Below are 18,788 nucleotides of genomic sequence, written 5' to 3' on the forward strand. Positions count from 1 at the left end.
GGGATTCGGCCCTTCGTTCATGCAGCCGGCGCGTGCGCGCCGAGGTTCAGCGTACGCCCTTCGGCTCCGGCGCATCCTTCGCGAACTGCACGGCGATTGCGCCGAGCACGCAGATCGCCGCGACGTATACGACCGGCGCGAGCGGATTCGACTTCATCATCAGCGACACGATCACCGGCGTGAGGCCGCCGAAGATCGCATACGCGACGTTGTACGAGAACGAGATGCCCGAGAAGCGCACGACAGCCGGGAAGCTCTTGACCATCACGAACGGCACCGCGCCGATCGTGCCGACCGCGAAGCCGGCGATCCCGTAGTACAGCGGCAGCGTCGACGCGTCGGCCGCGACCTGCACGAACAGCAGGTAGTAGCACGCGGCCAGCACCAAGCCGCCGATGCCGAGCACGCGCTTCGCACCGATCCAGCCCGCGAGCGAGCCGGCGGTGACGCAGCCGGCCGTCAGGCACAGCGTCGCGACGCTGTTCGCGAACAGCGTGGTCGCGGGCGTCAGGTGGAACTGCTTCTGCAGCAGCGCGGGCGTCATCAGGATCACGACGACGATCGCCGCCGACAGCATCCACGTGAGCAGCATCGACACGATCACCGCGCGGCCGTGGTCGCGCAGCACGGCCTTCAGCGGAATCTCGGCCGCGAGCGCCTTCTTCGCCTTCATCTCGGCGAACACCGGCGTCTCGTGCAGCCAGCGACGCAGATACACGGAGAACAGGCCGAACACGCCGCCGAGCAGGAACGGAATGCGCCACGCGAACGCGGTGACTTCGGCGCCCGAGTAACGGCTGTTGATGCCGGCGGCGACCAGCGAGCCGAGCAGGATGCCGGCCGTGAGGCCCGCGGTCAGCGTGCCGCACGCATAGCCGATGTGGCGCGACGGCACGTGCTCCGACACGAACACCCATGCGCCCGGCACTTCGCCGCCGACCGCCGCGCCTTGCAGCACGCGGAACAGCAGCAGCAGCACCGGCGCGAGGATGCCGACCGAGTCGAAGGTCGGCAGCAGGCCCATCAGCAGCGTCGGCACCGACATCATCAGCACGCTCAGCGTAAACATCCGCTTGCGGCCGAACAGGTCGCCGAAGTGCGCCATGATGACGCCGCCGAGCGGGCGCGCGAGATAGCCGGCCGCGAAGATGCCGAACGTCTGCAACTGGCGCAGCCAGTCGGGAATGTCGTGCGGGAAGAACAGCTGCCCGATCGCCGGCGCGAAGAACACGAAGATGATGAAGTCGTAGAACTCGAGGGCGCCGCCGAGTGCGGCAAGGCCAAGGGTTTTGTAGTCGCTGCGCGTGAGCGCGCGTTCGGCGGCGCGAGGCACGCCGCTCAATTCGGAAGCTTGCATGGTCAGGACGATCGGGTTTCGAATGTTGTTGTCGGTGCTGCGTCTCCAGGGCCCGCTTTTCGGCATGGACTGACAAGGCGCGGCTTGCATCGTCGAAGCGTGCCGGGTGCCGGATGGGGCACGAAACACGCGCCGTCGCACCGGGATGAGGCGCGACGCGGACGAAGCGTCAAAGCGGGTGGGGGGATTCTACAGGAGCGCGAAATGCGCGGGCGCGGCGGCGCGCAGAGGAATGTTTCGGACTTCGTCGAGCCGAAATGCATGCGGCGCGGCAGGCGGGGCGAACCGCTTGCCGCGCCGCGCGGGGCAGGCCCCGCGATCAGTTGCCGGCGATCGTGTCGACCGGCTTGAACGCGCCGTGCTCGACCTTGTAGATCGTCACTGGCGCATCCTTCAGGTCGCCCTTCGCGTCGTACGCGATGCTCGGCGCCGACACGCCCTTGACCGACACCTTGCCGAGATACGGCGTATAGACCTTCGGGTCGGTCGAGTTCGCGTCCTTCATCGCGGTGAGCAGCGCGATCGTGCCGTCGTACGCGTAGGGCGAGTAGGTGATCACGTCTTCGTTGAAGCGTGCCTTGTAGCGCGATGCATAGCCGGCGAAGCCCGGCATCTTTTCCTTCGGCAGCCCGCCCATGTAGACGATCGCGCCTTCGGCCGCTTCGCCGCCGACCTTCAGGAACGTCGGCGAGCGCGACATCTCGCCGGTCACGAACGCCGACTTCATGCCGAGCTGGCGCATCTTGCGGATCATCGGCGAAGACTGCGCATCGCCGCCGCCGTAGAAGATCGCGTCGGGGTTGACGCCCTTCAGATTGGTCAGGATCGCGGAGAAGTCGAGCGCCTTGTCGTTCGTGAAGTCGCGTTTGACGATCGTGCCGCCCGCGGCCTGCACGGCCTTCGCGAATTCGTCGGCGATGCCCTGGCCGTAGGCCGTGCGGTCGTCGATGATCGCGATGCGCTTGAAGTGCAGCGACTTCACCGCATAGGTGCCGACGATGCGGCCGGCCTGCGCGTCGCTCGTCAGCAGCCGGTAGGTCGTCTTGTAGCCGCGCGCCGTGTATTGCGGCGACGTCGCCATCGAGATCTGCGGCAGCCCCGCGCGATCGTACAGGTCGGACGCCGGAATGCTCGTGCCCGAGTTGAAGTGGCCGATCACCCCGCGGACATTGTCGTCGATCAGCCGCTGCGCGACGGTCGTACCGGTGCGCGGGTCGGCCTGGTCGTCCTGCGAGTCGAGCTGGAACGTGACGGGCTTGCCGCCGATCGTCGGATGCGTTGCGTTGAAATCTGCGATCGCGAGTTGCACGCCCTTCTGCATGTCCGCGCCGTAGTTCGACTGCGGCCCCGTCAGCGGTGCGGCGAAACCGATCTTGACGACGTCGGCGGCGATGGCGTGTGCGCCCGACAGTGCGCAGGCAGCAGCCAGCGCGACGTGCGATACCTTCAGCTTCACTTTCACTTCCCCTTGATGGCGTGGTTGGGCCGCCGCCGGCCAGCGGGCCGGTGCGGTAAACCGGGCGAGACGTATCGGCTTGCACGCCGATGCGACGGCGGTGCGGCTCGCCGTGCGCCGCGCGGTTGTGCCGGAATCGGCGTGCGCGGTGGCGGCGGGATGTCGCCTCGTAACCGTTGAGCGAAGTCTAGGTAGCGAAAATGTGCGCGTCTTGCGCGTTCGGTGCGCGGCCGGCGACGATTTCGGCATATCGTCGATAACCCTGAGATATGCCGAAATCGTCACGCGGAGTGCGCAAACGCGCCAAGACGCGACGCGGCGGCATTTCTAGGATGGCGGGTTCGGGCGTGCGGGGTCGCGGCGCCGGCGGAGTGCGCTGCATGTCGCCGCCCGCGCCGACCGGCGCGAAAGCGTCGCCGCCGGATACGCGAGCGGCGCGGTGGTTGTGCGCACAACCGCACCGTGCACGATGCGCCGGCGTACGCGATCGCCGAATCACCGCCGACCGGCGGCGCATTGCGCGTCCCACCGTTCGCCGGGCCGCCCCGCTCGCCTGCCCGCGATCGCCATGACGCGTTCGAGAGGGCACTCCTATAATCGACGCCATCAGCCACTCCCTTCGCAGATGCCGGGATGACGACCTTGCTTGCCGCACCGCCCATGAGCCTGTCCGATACGTTGCGCTACCAGCCCGACAACGCCGATCTCGGCGCGATGCTCGCGCACTTCCGCCTGCTCGAGCCGGTGTTCGACGCGCTGCCCGACGTCGCGTTCTTCGTGAAGGACGCGAACGGCCGCTACGCGCTCGTCAACCGCACGCTGGCCATGCGCTGCGGCTACAAGGACAAGCGCGACCTGCTCGGCAAGACGACCGACGAAGTGTTTCCGCGCCGCTTCGGCCGCACCTTTTTCGAGCAGGACATGGCGACGATCAACGCCGGTCAGCAACTGATGGACCAGCTCGAGCTGCATCTGTATCCGGGCCGTCAGCCGGGCTGGTGCCTGACCTGCAAGGAGCCGCTGCGCGATGCGGCCGGCAAGGTGGTCGGCCTCGCCGGCATCTCGCGCGACCTGAAGGCGCAAGAGGGCTCGCATCCGGCCTACAGCAAGCTCGCCGACGTGGTCCAGCACATCCAGGATCACTACGTGCAGCCGCTGAACCTCAAGCAGCTCGCGCAGATGGCCGGGATGTCGGTCGCGCAGCTCGAACGGTACTTCCACAAGGTGTTTCACCTGACGCCGCGGCAGGTGCTGCTGAAGACGCGGCTCGACGCGGCCACGGCGCTGCTGGTCACGCACGACAAGGTGACCGACGTGGCGGCGCTATGCGGTTATACGGATCACAGCGCGTTCACGCGCCAGTTCAAGGCGACGGTCGGCGTGACGCCGACGGAATACCGGCTGATGCTGCAGGATCGGGCAGGGTGAAGCGACGCGCCGGCGGGGCCGGCGGTTCGCGATGATCGGGGTGAGGCGGAGAACGGGAAGCGGGAAAGCGTCGGCTCAGCGGTAGCCGAGCCCTTTCAGGACGGCCGTGCCGTCTTCGGTCAGCCGGAAGCGCGGTGACGTGTCGGCGTCGAGCTTGATCATCTCGACCAGACCAGCTTCCTGCAGCGCGGGCAATTCGGGTTTGGCATTCGCGCCGATCGGCGCATGCAGCAGCACGAGCAGCGTCGCGATTTCGTGATGGCTGAGCAAACGGCGCAGCATCGTCTTTTTCGCAGGGGGGGCGGCCGGGCGGCCCGCGGGTGGATCTACGGCGCTCATCGCTGTCCTCCTTTTTCGGGATATCCATCGGTACTGGTTGCGGATGGTGCCGAGAAAGACTTAAGCGATTCTTAAAATCGGGGTGCCCGCGCCGATGTTGCGGCGCGCAAGCATTACCGGATGTAACCCGCGCCGGCCGGCCGTGTCGGATGCGCAAGCGTCGACCGTGCCGGGCGGGGCGCCGCCGTGACATTCGCCACGATGGTGCGTCCACGCGGCTGGCGCCGCGGGAGCGCGTGGTTTTTCCCCTGCGCGCCGACCTGGAGCGGACTTCCCGTTGCTTCCTTATTTCCTGCGCTGGGCCTGCGCGGCGAGCCGCACGGCCGCGTTTGCCGCGCCGTAGCCGTCGTAGCCGCCGCGCCGCTCGACGATCTCGAGCGAGAAGCGGTTGTCGACCAGTTCCGTATACGCATGCAGGAATTCGCCGCCGTTTTCGTCGCGGTCGTACAGCAGATGGTGGGCGCTCAACGTGTCGATCAGGTCGTCCGGCAGCGCGTAGCGCGCGGCGAGATCGTCGTAGTAGTTCGGCGGGATCCGCAGGAACGGCACGCCGTCGGCTGCAAACGCGGCGACCGTCTTCACGATGTCGTCGGTCCGGAACGCGACGTGGTTCAGCCCCGTGCCGTGATAGCGGTCCAGCGATTCGGCGACGGCCGTATGGCGGTCGACCGACGCATTCAGCGCGATCCGCACCGAGCCGTCCGCGCTGCGCACCGCACGGCTGCGCATCAGGCCGTACGGATCGGGCACGAGCCAGCTGCGCTCGGCCTCGAAGCCGAATGCGGTCTTGAAGAACAGGATCCACGTATCGAGCGCGTCGGCCGGCAGCGCGAGGCAGACATGGTCGATGCCCGTCAGCGGGCCGACCTCGCTGGGCCCGTCGATGTCGGTCAGCACGAAATCCGATTCATACAGCGTCGGCGCGTTCGGCGTCTCGTCGACGAAGTATTCGAGGCTGCCGTCCGGCGCCTGCACGCTCGGCAGCACGCGCTCGTTCGGGCCGACACGCCCGGAAAACGGCGCGTAGCCGAAGCCGGCCGCGCGTTCGAACGCCACCTTCGCATCGTCGACGCGGAACGCCGACGCACAGAGCGACAACCCGTGCTGCTGGAAGAACGCATCGGCGAACGAGTCGCGCTCGGCGTTCAGCACGATCGATGCGGCGCCGTGCTGGAACAGCGTCACGTCCTTCGACCGATGGCGGCCCGCGAGCCGGAACCGCATCCGGCCGAGCCATGCGCCGACGGTGGCCGCCGCCTGCGCATCGACCGCGAATTCGATGAACTGGAACCCGACGTGCGCGGGCGGCGCCGGCGGCGCGAACAGCGGCTGGTCGGCGGCCGGCGCGCGGCCGTCCTGCGCGAGCCGCGCGCGCGTCAGTTCTTCCAGATAGAGCAGCGAGCGGTGGCCGTCGGCGGCCGTGATCGCGGTCGGCGCGGCGCGGAAGCCGTCGTTGAAGATCTCGAGCGACAGCGGCCCCGTATAGCCGGACTCGATCACGCGAGCCGTGAAGCGCGCGAGGTCGAAGTCGCCCTGGCCGGGGAACGAGCGGAAGTGGCGGCTCCATTCGAGCACGTCCATCGCGAGCTTCGGCGCATCGGCGATCTGCACGAACGCGATCCGGTCGCCGGGAATGTCGGCGATCGCGTCCGGCGAATCGTCGAGCGACAGCGTATGGAAGCTGTCGAGCGCGAGGCCGAGGTGCGGGCTGTTCACCGCGTTCACGAGCTGCCACGCATGGCTGTACCGGTTCACGACGCGGCCCCACGCGAGCGCCTCGTACGCGGCGACCACGCCGGCCTGCCGCGCGGCTTCGGCGAGCGCGCCGAGCTGGTCGACCAGCAGCGCGTCGTCCGCGATCGTGTCGGGCGACACGTTGCTGCACACCAGGATGCGGTCGGTGCCAAGCGCGTGCATCACGTCGAACTTGCGCCGGATGCGGTCGAGATTGCGGGCGAGCTGGGCCGGGCTTACGCCCTCGAAGTCGCGAAACGGCTGGAACAGCACGATGTCGAGCCCGAGCTCGGCGGCCATGCGCCGCACGTCGGCGGGCGATCCGTCGAAGTAGACGAGGTCGTTCTCGAAGATTTCGACACCGTCGAAGCCGGCAGCCCGGATGGCGGCGAGCTTCTCGGCAAGGGTGCCGGACAGTGACACGGTGGCGATCGAGCGCTGCATGGGCGAATCCTGCGGATGAGCGGGGTGAGGCGCCGGCCGATCGGACCCGAATGAACCAGTCGTTGAATTCACGGCGAACGCCATATCCCGAATTTACTAGGGAAATGAGATGAATTATACAAACTAACTAGTTGGTACAAATAAGCGAAAACCCGAAAAGACAGCGCGTGCATGCCGGCGCACACTAGCGCCAACTTCCTGATACCCGGGCGCATCCGGCAGGTTCCGCCCCCTTTTTTAGAGCAGAAATCGTCATGAGCAAGCACAAGGTGCTGGTACTGAACGGCCCGAACCTGAATCTGCTGGGCACTCGCGAGCCCCACATCTACGGCGCGGAAACCCTCGCCGACCTCGAGCAGCGTTGCCGCACGGCGGCCGAGGGGCTCGGGCTGGAGATCGACTTCCGCCAGTCCAACGCCGAGCACCAGCTGATCGACTGGCTGCATGCCGCGCGTCACGACACGCACGGCATCGTGATCAACCCGGCTGCCTATACGCACACGTCGGTCGCGCTGGCCGATGCGCTTTCCGCGATCGCGAAACCGGTGATCGAGGTGCATATCTCCAACGTGCATCGCCGCGAGGCGTTCCGTCACCACTCGTATGTGTCGGCGGTGGCCGAGGCCGTGATCTGCGGCTGCGGCACCGAAGGCTACGTATTCGCGCTGCAGCGCCTGTCGACCCTTTTTGCCCAGGGAGCCGCACGATGAGCCGCCCGTCTTTTCTGATCGGCCTGATCGGCCAGGGCATCGGTGGTTCGCTGTCGCCCGCGATGCATGAGGAAGAAGGATTCCGCCAGGGATTCGGCTACGTGTACCGGCGCATCGATCTCGACGCGCTCGGCCTGACCGTCGACGCGCTGCCGCAACTGCTCGAGGCCGCGCAGCGGATGGGCTACAACGGGCTGAACATCACGCACCCGTGCAAGCAGCGCGTGATCGAGCACCTCGACGCACTGTCGGACGACGCGCGCGCGCTCGGCGCGGTGAATACCGTGCTGTTCAAGGACGGCAAGCGGATCGGCCACAACACCGACTGGTCGGGTTTCGCGAAGTCGTTCCGCCGCGGGCTTCCCGACGCGTCGCTCGAGCGCGTCGTCCAGCTCGGTGCGGGCGGGGCAGGCGCGGCCGTCGCGCATGCGGCGCTGCAGATGGGCGCCGCCGAATTGACGATTTTCGACGTCGACGGCACGCGTGCCGACACGCTCGCGGGCGAACTGCAGCAGCGCTTCCCGGCCGCCCGCGTCACGCCGGGCAGCGATCTCGCGGCCGCGATGCGCGCCGCGACGGGCCTGATCCATGCAACGCCGACCGGCATGGCCAAGCATCCGGGCCTGCCGCTGCCGGCCGAGCTGCTCCACGCGGGAATGTGGGTGGCCGACATCGTGTATTTCCCGCTTGAAACCGAACTGATCCGCGCCGCGCGCGCGGCCGGCTGCGCGACGCTGCCGGGCGGCGGGATGGCCGTGTACCAGGCCGTCGATGCGTTCGAGCTCTTCACCGGACGTACGCCGGACGACGAGCGGATGTTCGAGCACTTTCAGTCGCTCGTCGCGCGCTGACCCTTCGATTCAAAATAGAAACCAGGAGACAACCATGCAGCACACCACCCACACGAACGCCGCGCCAGCGCAGGCGGCCGGCACGGTCCGGCGCACGTCGGCGCGCTACAAGATTCTCGCGCTGCTCGCGATCGGCACGATGATCAACTATCTCGACCGCACCGTGCTGGGGGTGGCTGCGCCGCAGCTCACCAAGGAGCTCGGCATCAACGCGGCGGTGATGGGCATCATGTTCTCCGCATTTTCGTGGACGTACGTCGCGATGCAGGTGCCCGGCGGCCTGTTCCTCGACCGCTTCGGTAGCAAGGTCACCTATTACTGGTCGATGACGCTGTGGTCGCTGTGCACGTTCCTGCAAGGCTTCGCGCCGGGCATCGCGACGCTGCTCGCATGCCGGCTCGGCCTCGGCGTGACGGAGGCGCCGTGCTTCCCGACCAACAGCCGCGTCGTCGCGACCTGGTTCCCGCAGAACGAGCGCGCGATGGCGACCGGTACCTATACCGTCGGCGAATACATCGGCCTCGCGTTCTTCAGCCCGGTGCTGTTCGCGCTGATGGGCGCGTTCGGCTGGCGCTCGCTGTTCTGGGTCGTCGGCGCGGTCGGCATTGCGTTCGGCCTGGTCTGGTGGAAGTTCTATCACGAGCCGCGTGATCATCCGGCCGCGAACTCGGAGGAACTCGCCTACATCGAGGCGGGCGGCGGCCTCGTGCACGGTGCGCGCAAGAACGGCGACAAGCCGGCGCAGGCCAAGTTCAGCTGGTCGATGGCCGGCCAGCTGTTGAAGAAGCGCCAGCTCGCAGGCATCTGCCTCGGCCAGTTCGCCGGCAACTCGACGCTCGTGTTCTTCCTGACCTGGTTCCCGACCTATCTCGCGACCGAGCGCCACATGGGCTGGCTGAAGATCGGCTTCTTCGCGGTGATGCCGTTCATTGCCGCGTCGGTCGGCGTGATGTTCGGCGGGATCTTCTCCGACTGGCTGCTGCGCCGCGGCAAGTCCGCGAACCTCGCACGCAAGCTGCCGATTATCGCGGGCCTGCTGCTCGCGTCGACGATCATTCTCGCGAACTACGTGCAGAGCAACGAAGCCGTGATCGCGATCATGTCGATCGCCTTCTTCGCGCAGGGGATGGCCGCGCTCGGCTGGACGCTCGTGTCCGACATCGCGCCGGACGGCCTGCTCGGCGTGACGGGCGGCATCTTCAACTTCGCGGCGAACCTCGCGGGGATCATCACGCCGCTCGTCGTCGGCTTCATCGTCGCGTCGACCGGATCGTTCGTCGGCGCGCTGGTGTTCATCGGCGTGATCGCGCTGATCGGTGCACTGTCGTACATCTTCGTCGTCGGCGACATCAAGCGGATCGAATTGTAAGTACCGGCTCCACGCACTCTCGGTGCATTCGCCCGGCGACCTTGGGTCGCCGGGCTTTTTTGTTTCCGCCGCCGGATTGCGGGCCGGTTCACGGATCCGCGCTCACGCGCGCTGCATGGCGATCCCGAGCGATTCGAGCGCCTGCGCGATCGCCGCGACCGCGCGCCGGATGTCGCCGGCATCGATCGCGCCGATGCAGCCGACACGGAACGTCTCCCGTTGCGTCAACTTGCCCGGATACAGGATGAAGCCCGCGTCGCGCACCGCGTCGTAAAAGCGGCGGAAATCGTAGGCCGGATGGTCGGGCGCATGGAACGTGACGATCACGGGCGCCTGCACGCTGGCGTCGAGGAACGGCGCGAAGCCGAGCGCGCGCATCGATTCGACCAGCGTCCGGCAGTTCTCCGCATAGCGCGCGCCACGCGCGGGCTGGCCGCCTTCGGCGAGATACTGGTCGAGCGCGGCGCGCAGCGCGGCGATCACGTGGGTCGGCGGCGTGAAGCGCCACTGGCCCGTCTTGCGCAGGTACGCGTGCTGATCCTGGAGGTCGAGCGCGAGCGACGGCGAGTTGCCTTCGCCTGCATCGAGCGTGTCGCGCCGCACGATCGCGAACCCCATCCCCGGCACGCCTTCCAGGCATTTGCCGCTCGCCGACACCAGTGCGTCGATCCCGCTGTCAGCCAGCGCGATCGGCAGCGCGCCGAACGAACTCATCGCGTCGACGATCAGCCGCTTGTCGTGCCGTCGGCACACCGCCGCGATCGCGTCGAGCGGATTCAGGATGCCGGCGCTCGTTTCCAGATGCACCAGCGCGACATGCGTGATGCGCGGCTCGCGCGCGAACGCCGCTTCCACCACCGCCGGGTCGACCGCTGCGTCCTCGCCGAACGGCAACGCGATCGCTTCGATGCCGAGCCGGCCGAGGATCTTCAGGATACGCGCGCAATACGCGCCGTTGTCGGGCACCAGCACGACGCCGCCGCGCGGCACCAGCGTGCCGAGCGCAGCCTCGACCGAAAAGGTGCCGCTGCCTTGCATCGGCACGCACACGTACTCGTCGTCGCCGCGCGCGATCGCGACGAGGTCCGCGCAGACGCTGGCCGTCAACTGATTGAAGGCGGCGTCCCACGAGCCCCAGTCATGTTGCATTGCGTGGCGTGTTGTGGCGGACGTGGTGAGCGGGCCGGGCGTGAGCAGAATCGGATCGGGCATGGTTTTCTCCAGCAAAGGTCGGACGAAACACGGGGGCGATATTCCTGAGCGACTTGCATGATATTGGCAAAATGTGTCATTTTGTGGAAATTGTGGCGCGCGTCACGGCTTTGTCATCGAACGCTGTGATCCTTCGGTTGCCGCGCGACACCACCTTCAGCGCGGCAGCGAGGCCGGCCGGTTGTCGGTCTGCCCGACTGAAACGAGCCGGATCGTGCCCCGGCCGCCTGGTGTTCCGCCTACGGAGAAGTGAGATGACACTGCAGAATTCCTCGCGCGCCGCTGTCGGCGCGTTCCGCAAGCTCGCGCTGGCTGCCGGCGTCGCCGGCCTGATGGGCGTCGCATTGCCCGCGCATGCGGCGAACGCGGTCGTGCTGTATACGGCGGACGGCCTCGAGAACCTCTATCGCGATGTGCTGCCGGCCTTCGAGAAGAAGGAAGGCGTCAAGGTCAACATCGTGACGGCGGGCAGCGGCGAGGTGGTCAACCGCGCGAACATCGAGAAGAACTCGCCGAAGGCGGACGTGATCGTCACGCTGCCGCCGTTCATCCAGCAAGCCGGCCAGATGGGCCTGCTGCAGCCGTACCAGAGCGTGAACTACAAGAACGTGCCGGCAATCGCGAAGGCGGAAGACGGTACGTGGGCGACGTTCGTGAACAACTATTTCTCGTTCGCGATCAACCCGGACGTCGTGAAGAACCAGCCGAAGACGTTCGCCGACCTGCTGTCGCCGAGCTATGCCGGCAAGGTTGCGTACTCGAACCCGGCGACCGCCGGCGACGGGATGGCCGTGCTGATCCTGACCACCTCGCTGATGGGCGAGGACAAGGCGTTCGACTACCTCGCGAAGCTGTCGCAGAGCGTGAAGTTCCACACGAAGGGCACCGGCTACCTGAACGTGCTGCTGTCGCGCAACGAGATCAGCGTCGCGAACGGCGACCTGCAGATGGACCTCGACGACGCCGAACACGGCGCGCTGTCCGTCAAGCCGATCTTCCTGGCCGCGAAGGACGGCGACCAGCCGACCACGTTCCAGCTGCCGTACGGCATCGGTCTGATCAAGAGCGGCCCGAACCAGGACGTCGGCAAGAAGCTGATCGACTACCTGATGTCGACGGAAGTGCAGTCGAAGGTGCCGGACATGTACGGCATCCCGGGTCGCACCGACGTTCCGCTGGCCGGCAAGAACGGCGACGCGGTCAAGAAGGCGATCGCGGGCGTGAAGCTGATTCCGGTCGACTGGAGCCAGGTGATGGCGAAGAAGCCGGTGTGGATCGAGCGCTGGAAGAAGGACGTGATCGGCAGCTCGGGCAAGCAGCTCGACGTCGTCAAGCCGAAGTGATCGGCATACGCCGCCTGTATTAGCGAGCAAGAGGATGAACCCGGTGGAAACCACCCTGACCCATCCCGGCGCATTCGGTGCCGCCGAACCGCAGGCGACGCTGCGGTCCGGCGCGCCCGGCGGCGTGCGGATCGAGCACCTGAGCGTGCGCTACGGCGCACGCACGGTGCTGGAAGATCTGTCGCTGTCGATCGGCGCCGGTGAATTTCTGACCGTGCTCGGCAAGAGCGGTTGCGGCAAGACCACGCTGCTGCGCTTCATCGCCGGGTTCGTGAGGGCCGACGGCCTGACCGGCACGCTGACCGTGGCCGGACGCGACCTGACCTATGCGCCGCCGCACAAGCGCAATCTCGGTCTGCTGTTTCAGAATTACGCGCTGTTTCCGCACCTGTCGGTGTTCGAGAACGTCGCGTTCGGGCTGCGCGCCCGCGGGATGGCCTCGTCGGAAGTGACGCGCCGCGTCGCCGACGCGCTGAAGCTCGTGCAGCTCGGCGATGCGGGCCATCATCTGCCCGCGCAATTGTCGGGCGGGATGCAGCAGCGCGTCGCACTGGCGCGTGCGCTCGTGATCGAACCGGACGTGCTGCTGCTCGACGAGCCGCTGTCGGCGCTCGACGCCAACCTGCGCGCATCGGTGCGCAGCGAACTGAAGGCGCTGCACGAGCGCCTGCCGAACCTGACCGTCGTCTGCGTGACGCACGACCGCGACGACGCACTGGTGCTGTCCGACCGCGCGCTGCTGATGCGCGACGGCCACATCGCGCAGCTCGGCACGCCGCAGCAGCTGTACGACACGCCGAAGGACGGCTACGTCGCGCGCTATCTCGGCCCCGCCAACCTGCTGCCCCCGCACGTGATCTTCCCGCTCGGCGATCCGCGCCACGACGTGCGCGACAAGGTCGCCTGCGTGCGCCCCGAGCGCCTGACCGTGATGCCGCTCGCGGCGGGCGGCCTGCACGGCACGGTGTCGTCCGTCGAATGGCAGGGCGCCGACCTGTCGGTCGCGGTCGTGATCGACGCGGCGCCCGACGAGCCCGTGCGCGTCACGATGCAACGCGGCCGTGGCGCGGCTCCCGAGCGCGGTGCGCGCGTTTCCCTGCATTGCGAGGCAGACGATGTCGTCCTTATCGAGCCCTGAAGCCGGCCTGCCGCCGCAGGCGCTCGCGTCGGCCGCCGCGCATGCCGCCGCCGCGCGGCGCCGCAAGCGCATGGGCGACCTGCATCTCGCCGCGCTCGCGATCGTCGTGCTCGGCCCGCTCGTCATCTATCCGCTGGTGCGGCTCGTGCTGTTGAGCGTGTCCGGCGATCACGGGCTGAGCTTCGCCGCGTACCGGACCTTCTTCGGCAACCCCGACACGCGCGGCGTGCTGCTGACGAGCGTCGGCGTGCTGTTCGCGAGCGCCGGCACCGCGTCGGTGCTCGGCGTGCTGCTGGCCGCGCTGCTGTTCTTCAGGCCGTTCCCGGGCGCATCGCTCGTCACGCGCTTCCTGGAACTGTACGTCGCGTTCCCGTCGTTCCTCGTCGCGTTCACGCTGATCTTCCTGTACGGCTCGCAAGGCTCGATCAGCATCGCGCTGCAGCAGCTGTTCCATCTCGAGAACCCGCCGCTCGACTTCCTGTTCGGCATCGGCGGCGTGATTCTCGCGCAGACCGTGTTCTATACGCCGTTCGTCGTGCGGCCGACGCTCGCGTCGTTCGCGACGCTCGACCTGCGCCTGATCGAAGCGGCGCGCAGTCTCGGCGCGTCCGGCTGGATGCTCGCGCGCCGCGTCGTGCTGCCGATCGCGTGGCCGGGCATCGCCGCAGGCACCGTGCTGTGTTTCCTGCTGACGCTGAACGAGTTCGGGATTCTGCTCGTGCTCGGCAGCGCGCGGCTCGTGACGCTGCCGGTCGCCATCTACAGCAGCGCGACCGTCGACCTCGACCTGCCGACCGCATCGGCCGGCGCGGTCGTGATGCTCGCGCTGTCGCTGGCGCTCTATGCGGTTTATCGCCGGGTGAACCGGCGTGCGACGGGAGGAAACGATGTCCGCTGAATTCCGTATCGGGCCAGCCGTGCCGCGCCAGCAAATCGGCTGGGGCGACACGCTGCTCAAGCATGCGTCGCGCGCCGCGCTCGCGCTGGCCGCGTTCGCCTGCTTCTGGCTGTTCGTGCTGCCGGTCGTCGTCGTCGCGCTGTCGAGCGTGTCGACGCGGTGGTCGGGCACGATTCTGCCGGCCGGCTATAGCCTGCGCTGGTTCGAGCGGCTCGGATCGCCGGAATACGACGCGCTGCTGACGAGCCTCGAAATCGGCTTCGGCGTGTCGGCGCTCGGCACGATCGTCGGGCTGTGGCTCGCGCTCGCGCTCGAAGGGCGCGACCGGCGCGGCCTCGGCGCGCTCGTCGACGCGCTCGTGATGGTGCCGAACGGCGTGCCGAGCGTCGTGCTCGGGCTCGCGGTGCTGATCGCGTATCACCAGAAGCCGCTCGACCTGTCGAGCTCCGCGGCGATCGTCGTGCTCGTGCAGCTCGCGCTGATTCTGCCGTTCTGCTATCGCTGCGCAGCCGCCGCGCTGCGGCCGGAACTGACCGTGCTGCGCGAAGCGGCGGCGAGCCTCGGTGCGCCGCCCGCGATGGTGCTGCGTCGCGTGCTGCTGCCGCAGCTCGTGCCGGCGCTGCGTGCGAGTCTCGCGCTCGGCTTCGCGCTGTCGCTCGGCGAACTCGGTGCGACGCTGACCGTCTACCCGCCGGGTTTCGCGACCGTGCCGATCGTCGTGATCGGCCAGGTGGAGCGCGGTTACTACCTTCCGGCATCGGCGCTGTCGCTGTTGATGCTCGGGGCGTCGCTCGCGGCGCTGCTGCTGATCGCCGCGCGCGTGCCGCGCGGCACGCGGGCAGCATCATGAACGCCGCGTTCGCGTTGCGGCTGCCCGGCGAGCAAGCGGCCGCGGGCAAGGTATCGACGGATCTCGCCGGACGTTCCGTCGACGTGAACGGTCGGCGCTATCGGCTGCCGGTCGAACCGACCGTCGTGGTCTGCGTCGACGGCTGCGAGTACGACTATCTCGAGCGTGCGGTGGAGGCGGGCGTCGCGCCGTTCATCGGCCGAATGATCGCGGCCGGCACCGCGTGGCGCGCCGACTGCGTCGTGCCGACCTTCACCAACCCGAACAACCTGTCGATCGTGTGCGGTGTGCCGCCGTCGGTCCACGGGATCTGCGGCAACTACTTCTGGGATCCGGCCGCCGACGGCGGTCGCGGCGCGGAAGTGATGATGAACGACCCGGCCTATCTGCGGGCCGGCACGTTGCTCGCGGCTGCGTCCGACGCCGGCGCGCGGGTGGCCGTCGTCACGGCGAAGGACAAGCTGCGCCGGCTGCTCGGCTGGCAGATGAACGGCATCTGTTTTTCCGCGGAGAAGGCCGCGCAGGCGAATCTCGCGGAAAACGGCATCGTCGACGTGCTCGACTGGGTCGGCCTGCCATCGCCCGACGTATATAGCGCGGCGCCGTCCGAATTCGTGTTCGCGGCCGGCGTGCGGCTCGCGCAGACGCGCCAGGTCGACCTGATGTACCTGTCGACCACCGACTACGTGCAGCACAAGTGCGAGCCGGGCAGCGCCGGCGCGAACGCGTTCTACGCAATGATGGACGGCTATCTCGCGCAGCTCGACGCGCTCGGCTGGGCGATCGGGCTCACGGCCGACCACGGGATGAACGCGAAGCACGATCCGGCGACCGGCCGCCCGAACGTGATCTATCTGCAGGACGCGTTCGACGGCTGGTTCGGTGCGCAGGCCGCGCGCGTGATCCTGCCGATTACCGATCCGTACGTCGTTCACCACGGCGCGCTCGGCTCGTTCGCGACCGTGTACCTGGCGCTGGGTGTCGACCGCACCGATGCGATGTGGCGCGTCGGCGGGCTCGACGGCGTCGAGCTCGTGCTCGACAACGCGGAAGCCGCCGCGCGCTTCGAGCTGCCGGCCGACCGGATCGGCGATCTCGTGGTGATCGCGCGGCGCGACATGACGCTCGGCACGCGCGAGCGCGAACACGACCTGTCTGGCCTGACCGTGCCGCTGCGTTCGCACGGCGGCGTGTCAGAGCAGGAGGTGCCGTTGCTGTTCAACCGTCGGATCGAGCGGGACGACCCGGCACGCCGGCCGCGCAACTTCGACGTTTTCGATTTCGTGCTGAACCGGGTCGCGTCATGATGGCTCATCCCCGACAGGATCACCCCGCGTTTCGCGCAGAGGCGCTGCGCTGGTGCGGCACGCGGGCGACCCGCGACCGTGTGTTCGACGTCACCGATCCATACACCGGCACGCGCGTCGGTACGGCGCCGCTCGCGAGCGTCGACGACGTGCGTGCCGCGTTCGACTACGCGATGGCGTACCGGCCCGCGCTCACGCGTTACGAGCGTTCGCAGATCCTCGAACGTGCGGCCGCGCTGCTGCGCGAGCGTACCGAGGGGGCATCCGACCTGATCACGCTCGAATCGGGATTGTCGAAACAGGATTCCCGCTACGAGATCGGCCGCGTCGCCGACGTGCTGAAGTTCGCGGCGGTCGAGGCGCTGCGCGACGATGCGCAGAGCTTCTCTTGTGACCTGACACCCCACGGCAAGGCGCGACGCGTGTTCTCGCAGCGGCAGCCGCTCGACGGCGTGATCGTCGCGATCACGCCGTTCAATCACCCGATGAACCAGGTCGCGCACAAGATCGCGCCGGCGATCGCGACCAACAACCGCGTGATCGTGAAGCCGTCGGAGAAGGTGCCGCTGTCGGCGTTCTATCTGGCGGACCTGCTCTACGAGGCCGGCTTGCCCGAGCCGATGCTGCAGGTGCTGACGGGCGACCCGCGCGAGATCGCGGACGAACTCGTCACGCATCCGCGGGCTTCGCTGATTACCTTCACGGGCGGCGTGTCGATCGGCAAGGCGATCGCCGCGCGGGCCGGCTACCGGCGCATCGTGCTGGAGCTCGGCGGCAACGATCCGCTGATCGTGCTCGCCGACGCCGATCTGGACCGTGCGGCATCGCTGGCCGTGCTCGGTTCGTACCGGAATTCGGGGCAGCGCTGCACGGCCGTGAAGCGGATCCTGGTGCAGCGCTCGATCGCGCCGGCGTTCACCGAGCTGCTGGTCGAGAAGACGCGCGCATGGAATTACGGGGATCCGTTCGATCCCGCGAACGAAATGGGCACGGTGATCGACGACGCGGCGGCGCGGCTGTTCGAGGCGCGGGTCGGCGACGCGCTCGCGCAGGGTGCGCGCCTGCTGACCGGCAACGTGCGGCGCGGTGCGCTGTATTCGCCGACCGTGCTCGACAACGTCGATCCGTCGATGACGCTCGTGCGCGAGGAGACTTTCGGCCCCGTATCGCCCGTCATGACGTTCGACACGATCGACGATGCGATCCGGATCAGCAACGGCACGCCATTCGGGTTGTCGTCGGGGGTCTGCACGGACAGCACGGCCGCGGTCGTGCGGTTCGTGAACGAGCTGAACGTCGGGACGGTGAATGTCTGGGAAGTGCCGGGATACCGGATCGAGCTGTCGCCGTTCGGCGGCGTCAAGGATTCGGGGCTCGGCTATAAGGAAGGCGTTCAGGAAGCGATGAAGAGCTTCACGAATCTGAAGACGTTTTCGCTGCCCTGGGAGTAAGCGGATGGCATTGACGGTGGAAGAGATTCACGGGCTGTATCGCGAGCGCGGCCATGTCGCCTATAGCGGCGAACCGGTCACGCAGTTGGAGCATGCGTTGCAAAGCGGCTTGCTGGCGGAGGAGGCGGGCGCCGACGAGGCGCTGGTCGCGGCGACATTCCTGCACGACCTCGGGCATCTGCTGAATCGCCAGGGCGAGACGCCGAGCGCACGCGGAATCGACGACCTTCATCAGTATTACGTGCTGCCGTTCCTGCGGCCGCTGTTCGACGACGCGGTGCTGGAGCCGATCCGGCTGCACGTCGACGCGAAGCGTTGCCTGTGCCGGACGGACGCCGGCTACCTCGAGGGCCTGTCGCCGGATTCGGTGCGCAGTCTCGCGCTGCAGGGCGGCGTCTTCAGTGACGAGGAGACGGCGGCGTTCCTGCAACGCCCGTTCGCGGAGGATGCGCTGCGTCTGCGCCGTTGGGACGATACGGCGAAGGAAGGGAGCAAGGTCACGCCGAACCTCGGTCACTATATGGAGATAGTGGCGCGTCAGGTGCGTGCGGGGCCTCATATTTTTTTCGAGAAACCCCTTGCGCTGTTCGAGGAGGCTGCCTACAATCACGCCTCTTTCGCGCTAACGGAAACACGGCGCGGGAGGAAGGGAAGCGGTGCTGTCGAGGGTGGGTTGTAGAAGCCCCGGTGCACACGAAGTTGAACCCCGCAGTCGCAACGATGCAGTGTAAAAAGTTGTTGACGAGCGAAGAAAGACGGTTCATAATTCCGCTTCTCTGCTGCTGAAAACGCAGCGCTGCTGAGAAATAGAAGGTTTCTCGCAGAATGCTCTTTAAAAATTAACAGCCGATAAGTGTGGGCGCTTGATGGAAGCGAGCTGATCCTCGGATCAGATAGCGAA

Annotated in this window: 15 protein-coding genes and 1 pseudogene; 11 read left to right on the forward strand and 5 right to left on the reverse strand. The window is 67.5% G+C overall.

From position 1 onward, the window contains the following. Positions 1 to 46: 46 nt before the first annotated feature. The gene (locus SB786_RS19435; RefSeq protein WP_410728865.1) at positions 47 to 1,357 is read right to left on the reverse strand and encodes an MFS transporter; all 1,311 of its coding nucleotides are present in this window, start codon (positions 1,355 to 1,357) and stop codon (positions 47 to 49) included. A gap of 319 nt (positions 1,358 to 1,676) precedes the next feature. Next, positions 1,677 to 2,813 carry a branched-chain amino acid ABC transporter substrate-binding protein gene (locus SB786_RS19440; protein ID WP_011659627.1) on the reverse strand — a complete coding sequence of 379 codons (1,137 nt, stop codon included), beginning with the start codon at positions 2,811 to 2,813 and terminating at the stop codon, positions 1,677 to 1,679. A 633-nt stretch (positions 2,814 to 3,446) separates the two neighbouring features. Here SB786_RS19440 and SB786_RS19445 point away from each other — a divergent pair. Next, positions 3,447 to 4,241, forward strand: coding sequence for a helix-turn-helix domain-containing protein (locus SB786_RS19445; RefSeq protein WP_410728866.1), 795 nt, complete (start codon positions 3,447 to 3,449; stop codon positions 4,239 to 4,241). Between the two features lie 75 nt (positions 4,242 to 4,316). On the opposite strand, the gene SB786_RS19450 is transcribed toward SB786_RS19445, so the two are convergent. Then, complete coding sequence (locus SB786_RS19450) at positions 4,317 to 4,580, reverse strand: hypothetical protein (RefSeq protein ID WP_006756354.1); 264 nt, start codon at positions 4,578 to 4,580, stop codon at positions 4,317 to 4,319. Between the two features lie 285 nt (positions 4,581 to 4,865). Beyond that, positions 4,866 to 6,758, reverse strand: coding sequence for a bifunctional sugar phosphate isomerase/epimerase/4-hydroxyphenylpyruvate dioxygenase family protein (locus SB786_RS19455; RefSeq protein WP_410728867.1), 1,893 nt, complete (start codon positions 6,756 to 6,758; stop codon positions 4,866 to 4,868). Positions 6,759 to 7,012: 254 nt separating this feature from the next. Between SB786_RS19455 and aroQ the strand changes: the two genes are divergently transcribed. From aroQ to SB786_RS19470, 3 genes are read left to right on the forward strand one after another with little or no spacing between them, the layout of a single operon-like run. Next, on the forward strand, positions 7,013 to 7,468 hold the full coding sequence (gene aroQ, locus SB786_RS19460; protein WP_138849552.1) for a type II 3-dehydroquinate dehydratase: 456 nt from the start codon (positions 7,013 to 7,015) through the stop codon (positions 7,466 to 7,468). Beyond that, the gene (locus SB786_RS19465) at positions 7,465 to 8,319 is read left to right on the forward strand and encodes a shikimate dehydrogenase (protein ID WP_410728868.1); all 855 of its coding nucleotides are present in this window, start codon (positions 7,465 to 7,467) and stop codon (positions 8,317 to 8,319) included. The genes aroQ and SB786_RS19465 overlap by 4 nt, the downstream gene beginning before the upstream one ends. A 34-nt stretch (positions 8,320 to 8,353) precedes the next feature. Further along, positions 8,354 to 9,688: an MFS transporter gene (locus tag SB786_RS19470; protein ID WP_410728869.1), complete on the forward strand. Its 1,335-nt coding sequence runs from the start codon at positions 8,354 to 8,356 to the stop codon at positions 9,686 to 9,688. A 102-nt stretch (positions 9,689 to 9,790) separates the two neighbouring features. Here SB786_RS19470 and SB786_RS19475 read toward each other — a convergent pair whose 3' ends face one another. Next, positions 9,791 to 10,900: a 2-aminoethylphosphonate--pyruvate transaminase gene (locus tag SB786_RS19475; protein WP_410728870.1), complete on the reverse strand. Its 1,110-nt coding sequence runs from the start codon at positions 10,898 to 10,900 to the stop codon at positions 9,791 to 9,793. A gap of 254 nt (positions 10,901 to 11,154) precedes the next feature. On the opposite strand from SB786_RS19475, the gene phnS reads away from it, so the two are divergent. The 7 genes and pseudogenes from phnS to SB786_RS19510 all read left to right on the forward strand — a co-directional run. After that, a complete protein-coding gene (gene phnS / locus SB786_RS19480; RefSeq protein WP_410728871.1) occupies positions 11,155 to 12,243 on the forward strand; it encodes a 2-aminoethylphosphonate ABC transporter substrate-binding protein in 1,089 nt (362 codons plus the stop codon). Between the two features lie 34 nt (positions 12,244 to 12,277). Further along, entirely contained in the window at positions 12,278 to 13,381 is a 1,104-nt protein-coding gene (gene phnT, locus SB786_RS19485) for a 2-aminoethylphosphonate ABC transport system ATP-binding subunit PhnT (protein ID WP_410728872.1), read from the forward strand. Further along, the gene (gene phnU / locus SB786_RS19490) at positions 13,359 to 14,279 is read left to right on the forward strand and encodes a 2-aminoethylphosphonate ABC transporter permease subunit (RefSeq protein ID WP_410728873.1); all 921 of its coding nucleotides are present in this window, start codon (positions 13,359 to 13,361) and stop codon (positions 14,277 to 14,279) included. The genes phnT and phnU overlap by 23 nt, the downstream gene beginning before the upstream one ends. Further along, complete coding sequence (gene phnV / locus SB786_RS19495) at positions 14,269 to 15,129, forward strand: 2-aminoethylphosphonate ABC transport system, membrane component PhnV (protein WP_410728874.1); 861 nt, start codon at positions 14,269 to 14,271, stop codon at positions 15,127 to 15,129. The genes phnU and phnV overlap by 11 nt, the downstream gene beginning before the upstream one ends. Then, complete coding sequence (phnA, locus tag SB786_RS19500; protein ID WP_410728875.1) at positions 15,126 to 16,436, forward strand: phosphonoacetate hydrolase; 1,311 nt, start codon at positions 15,126 to 15,128, stop codon at positions 16,434 to 16,436. Before phnV ends, phnA begins: the two co-directional genes overlap by 4 nt. Further along, entirely contained in the window at positions 16,433 to 17,887 is a 1,455-nt protein-coding gene (gene phnY, locus SB786_RS19505; RefSeq protein ID WP_410728876.1) for a phosphonoacetaldehyde dehydrogenase, read from the forward strand. The genes phnA and phnY overlap by 4 nt, the downstream gene beginning before the upstream one ends. A 4-nt stretch (positions 17,888 to 17,891) precedes the next feature. After that, positions 17,892 to 18,437, forward strand: a pseudogene (locus tag SB786_RS19510) (phosphonate degradation HD-domain oxygenase); the annotation flags it as partial. Between the last annotated feature and the right edge of the window lie 351 nt (positions 18,438 to 18,788).

Origin of the sequence: Burkholderia sp. SIMBA_062 (genome assembly GCF_046534765.1) — a bacterium.
Classification (GTDB): Bacteria; Pseudomonadota; Gammaproteobacteria; order Burkholderiales; family Burkholderiaceae; genus Burkholderia; species Burkholderia ambifaria.

What these genes read in the sequence shown, in the direction of transcription:
- SB786_RS19435 (WP_410728865.1), bottom strand. Translation starts at nt 1,357, where the DNA reads ATGCAAGCTTCCGAATTGAGCGGCGTGCCTCGCGCCGCCGAACGCGCG.
- SB786_RS19445 (WP_410728866.1), top strand. Translation starts at nt 3,447, where the DNA reads ATGACGACCTTGCTTGCCGCACCGCCCATGAGCCTGTCCGATACGTTG.
- SB786_RS19450 (WP_006756354.1), bottom strand. Translation starts at nt 4,580, where the DNA reads ATGAGCGCCGTAGATCCACCCGCGGGCCGCCCGGCCGCCCCCCCTGCG.
- SB786_RS19455 (WP_410728867.1), bottom strand. Translation starts at nt 6,758, where the DNA reads ATGCAGCGCTCGATCGCCACCGTGTCACTGTCCGGCACCCTTGCCGAG.
- aroQ (WP_138849552.1), top strand. Translation starts at nt 7,013, where the DNA reads ATGAGCAAGCACAAGGTGCTGGTACTGAACGGCCCGAACCTGAATCTG.
- SB786_RS19465 (WP_410728868.1), top strand. Translation starts at nt 7,465, where the DNA reads ATGAGCCGCCCGTCTTTTCTGATCGGCCTGATCGGCCAGGGCATCGGT.
- SB786_RS19470 (WP_410728869.1), top strand. Translation starts at nt 8,354, where the DNA reads ATGCAGCACACCACCCACACGAACGCCGCGCCAGCGCAGGCGGCCGGC.
- SB786_RS19475 (WP_410728870.1), bottom strand. Translation starts at nt 10,900, where the DNA reads ATGCCCGATCCGATTCTGCTCACGCCCGGCCCGCTCACCACGTCCGCC.
- phnS (WP_410728871.1), top strand. Translation starts at nt 11,155, where the DNA reads ATGACACTGCAGAATTCCTCGCGCGCCGCTGTCGGCGCGTTCCGCAAG.
- phnT (WP_410728872.1), top strand. Translation starts at nt 12,278, where the DNA reads ATGAACCCGGTGGAAACCACCCTGACCCATCCCGGCGCATTCGGTGCC.
- phnU (WP_410728873.1), top strand. Translation starts at nt 13,359, where the DNA reads ATGTCGTCCTTATCGAGCCCTGAAGCCGGCCTGCCGCCGCAGGCGCTC.
- phnV (WP_410728874.1), top strand. Translation starts at nt 14,269, where the DNA reads ATGTCCGCTGAATTCCGTATCGGGCCAGCCGTGCCGCGCCAGCAAATC.
- phnA (WP_410728875.1), top strand. Translation starts at nt 15,126, where the DNA reads ATGAACGCCGCGTTCGCGTTGCGGCTGCCCGGCGAGCAAGCGGCCGCG.
- phnY (WP_410728876.1), top strand. Translation starts at nt 16,433, where the DNA reads ATGATGGCTCATCCCCGACAGGATCACCCCGCGTTTCGCGCAGAGGCG.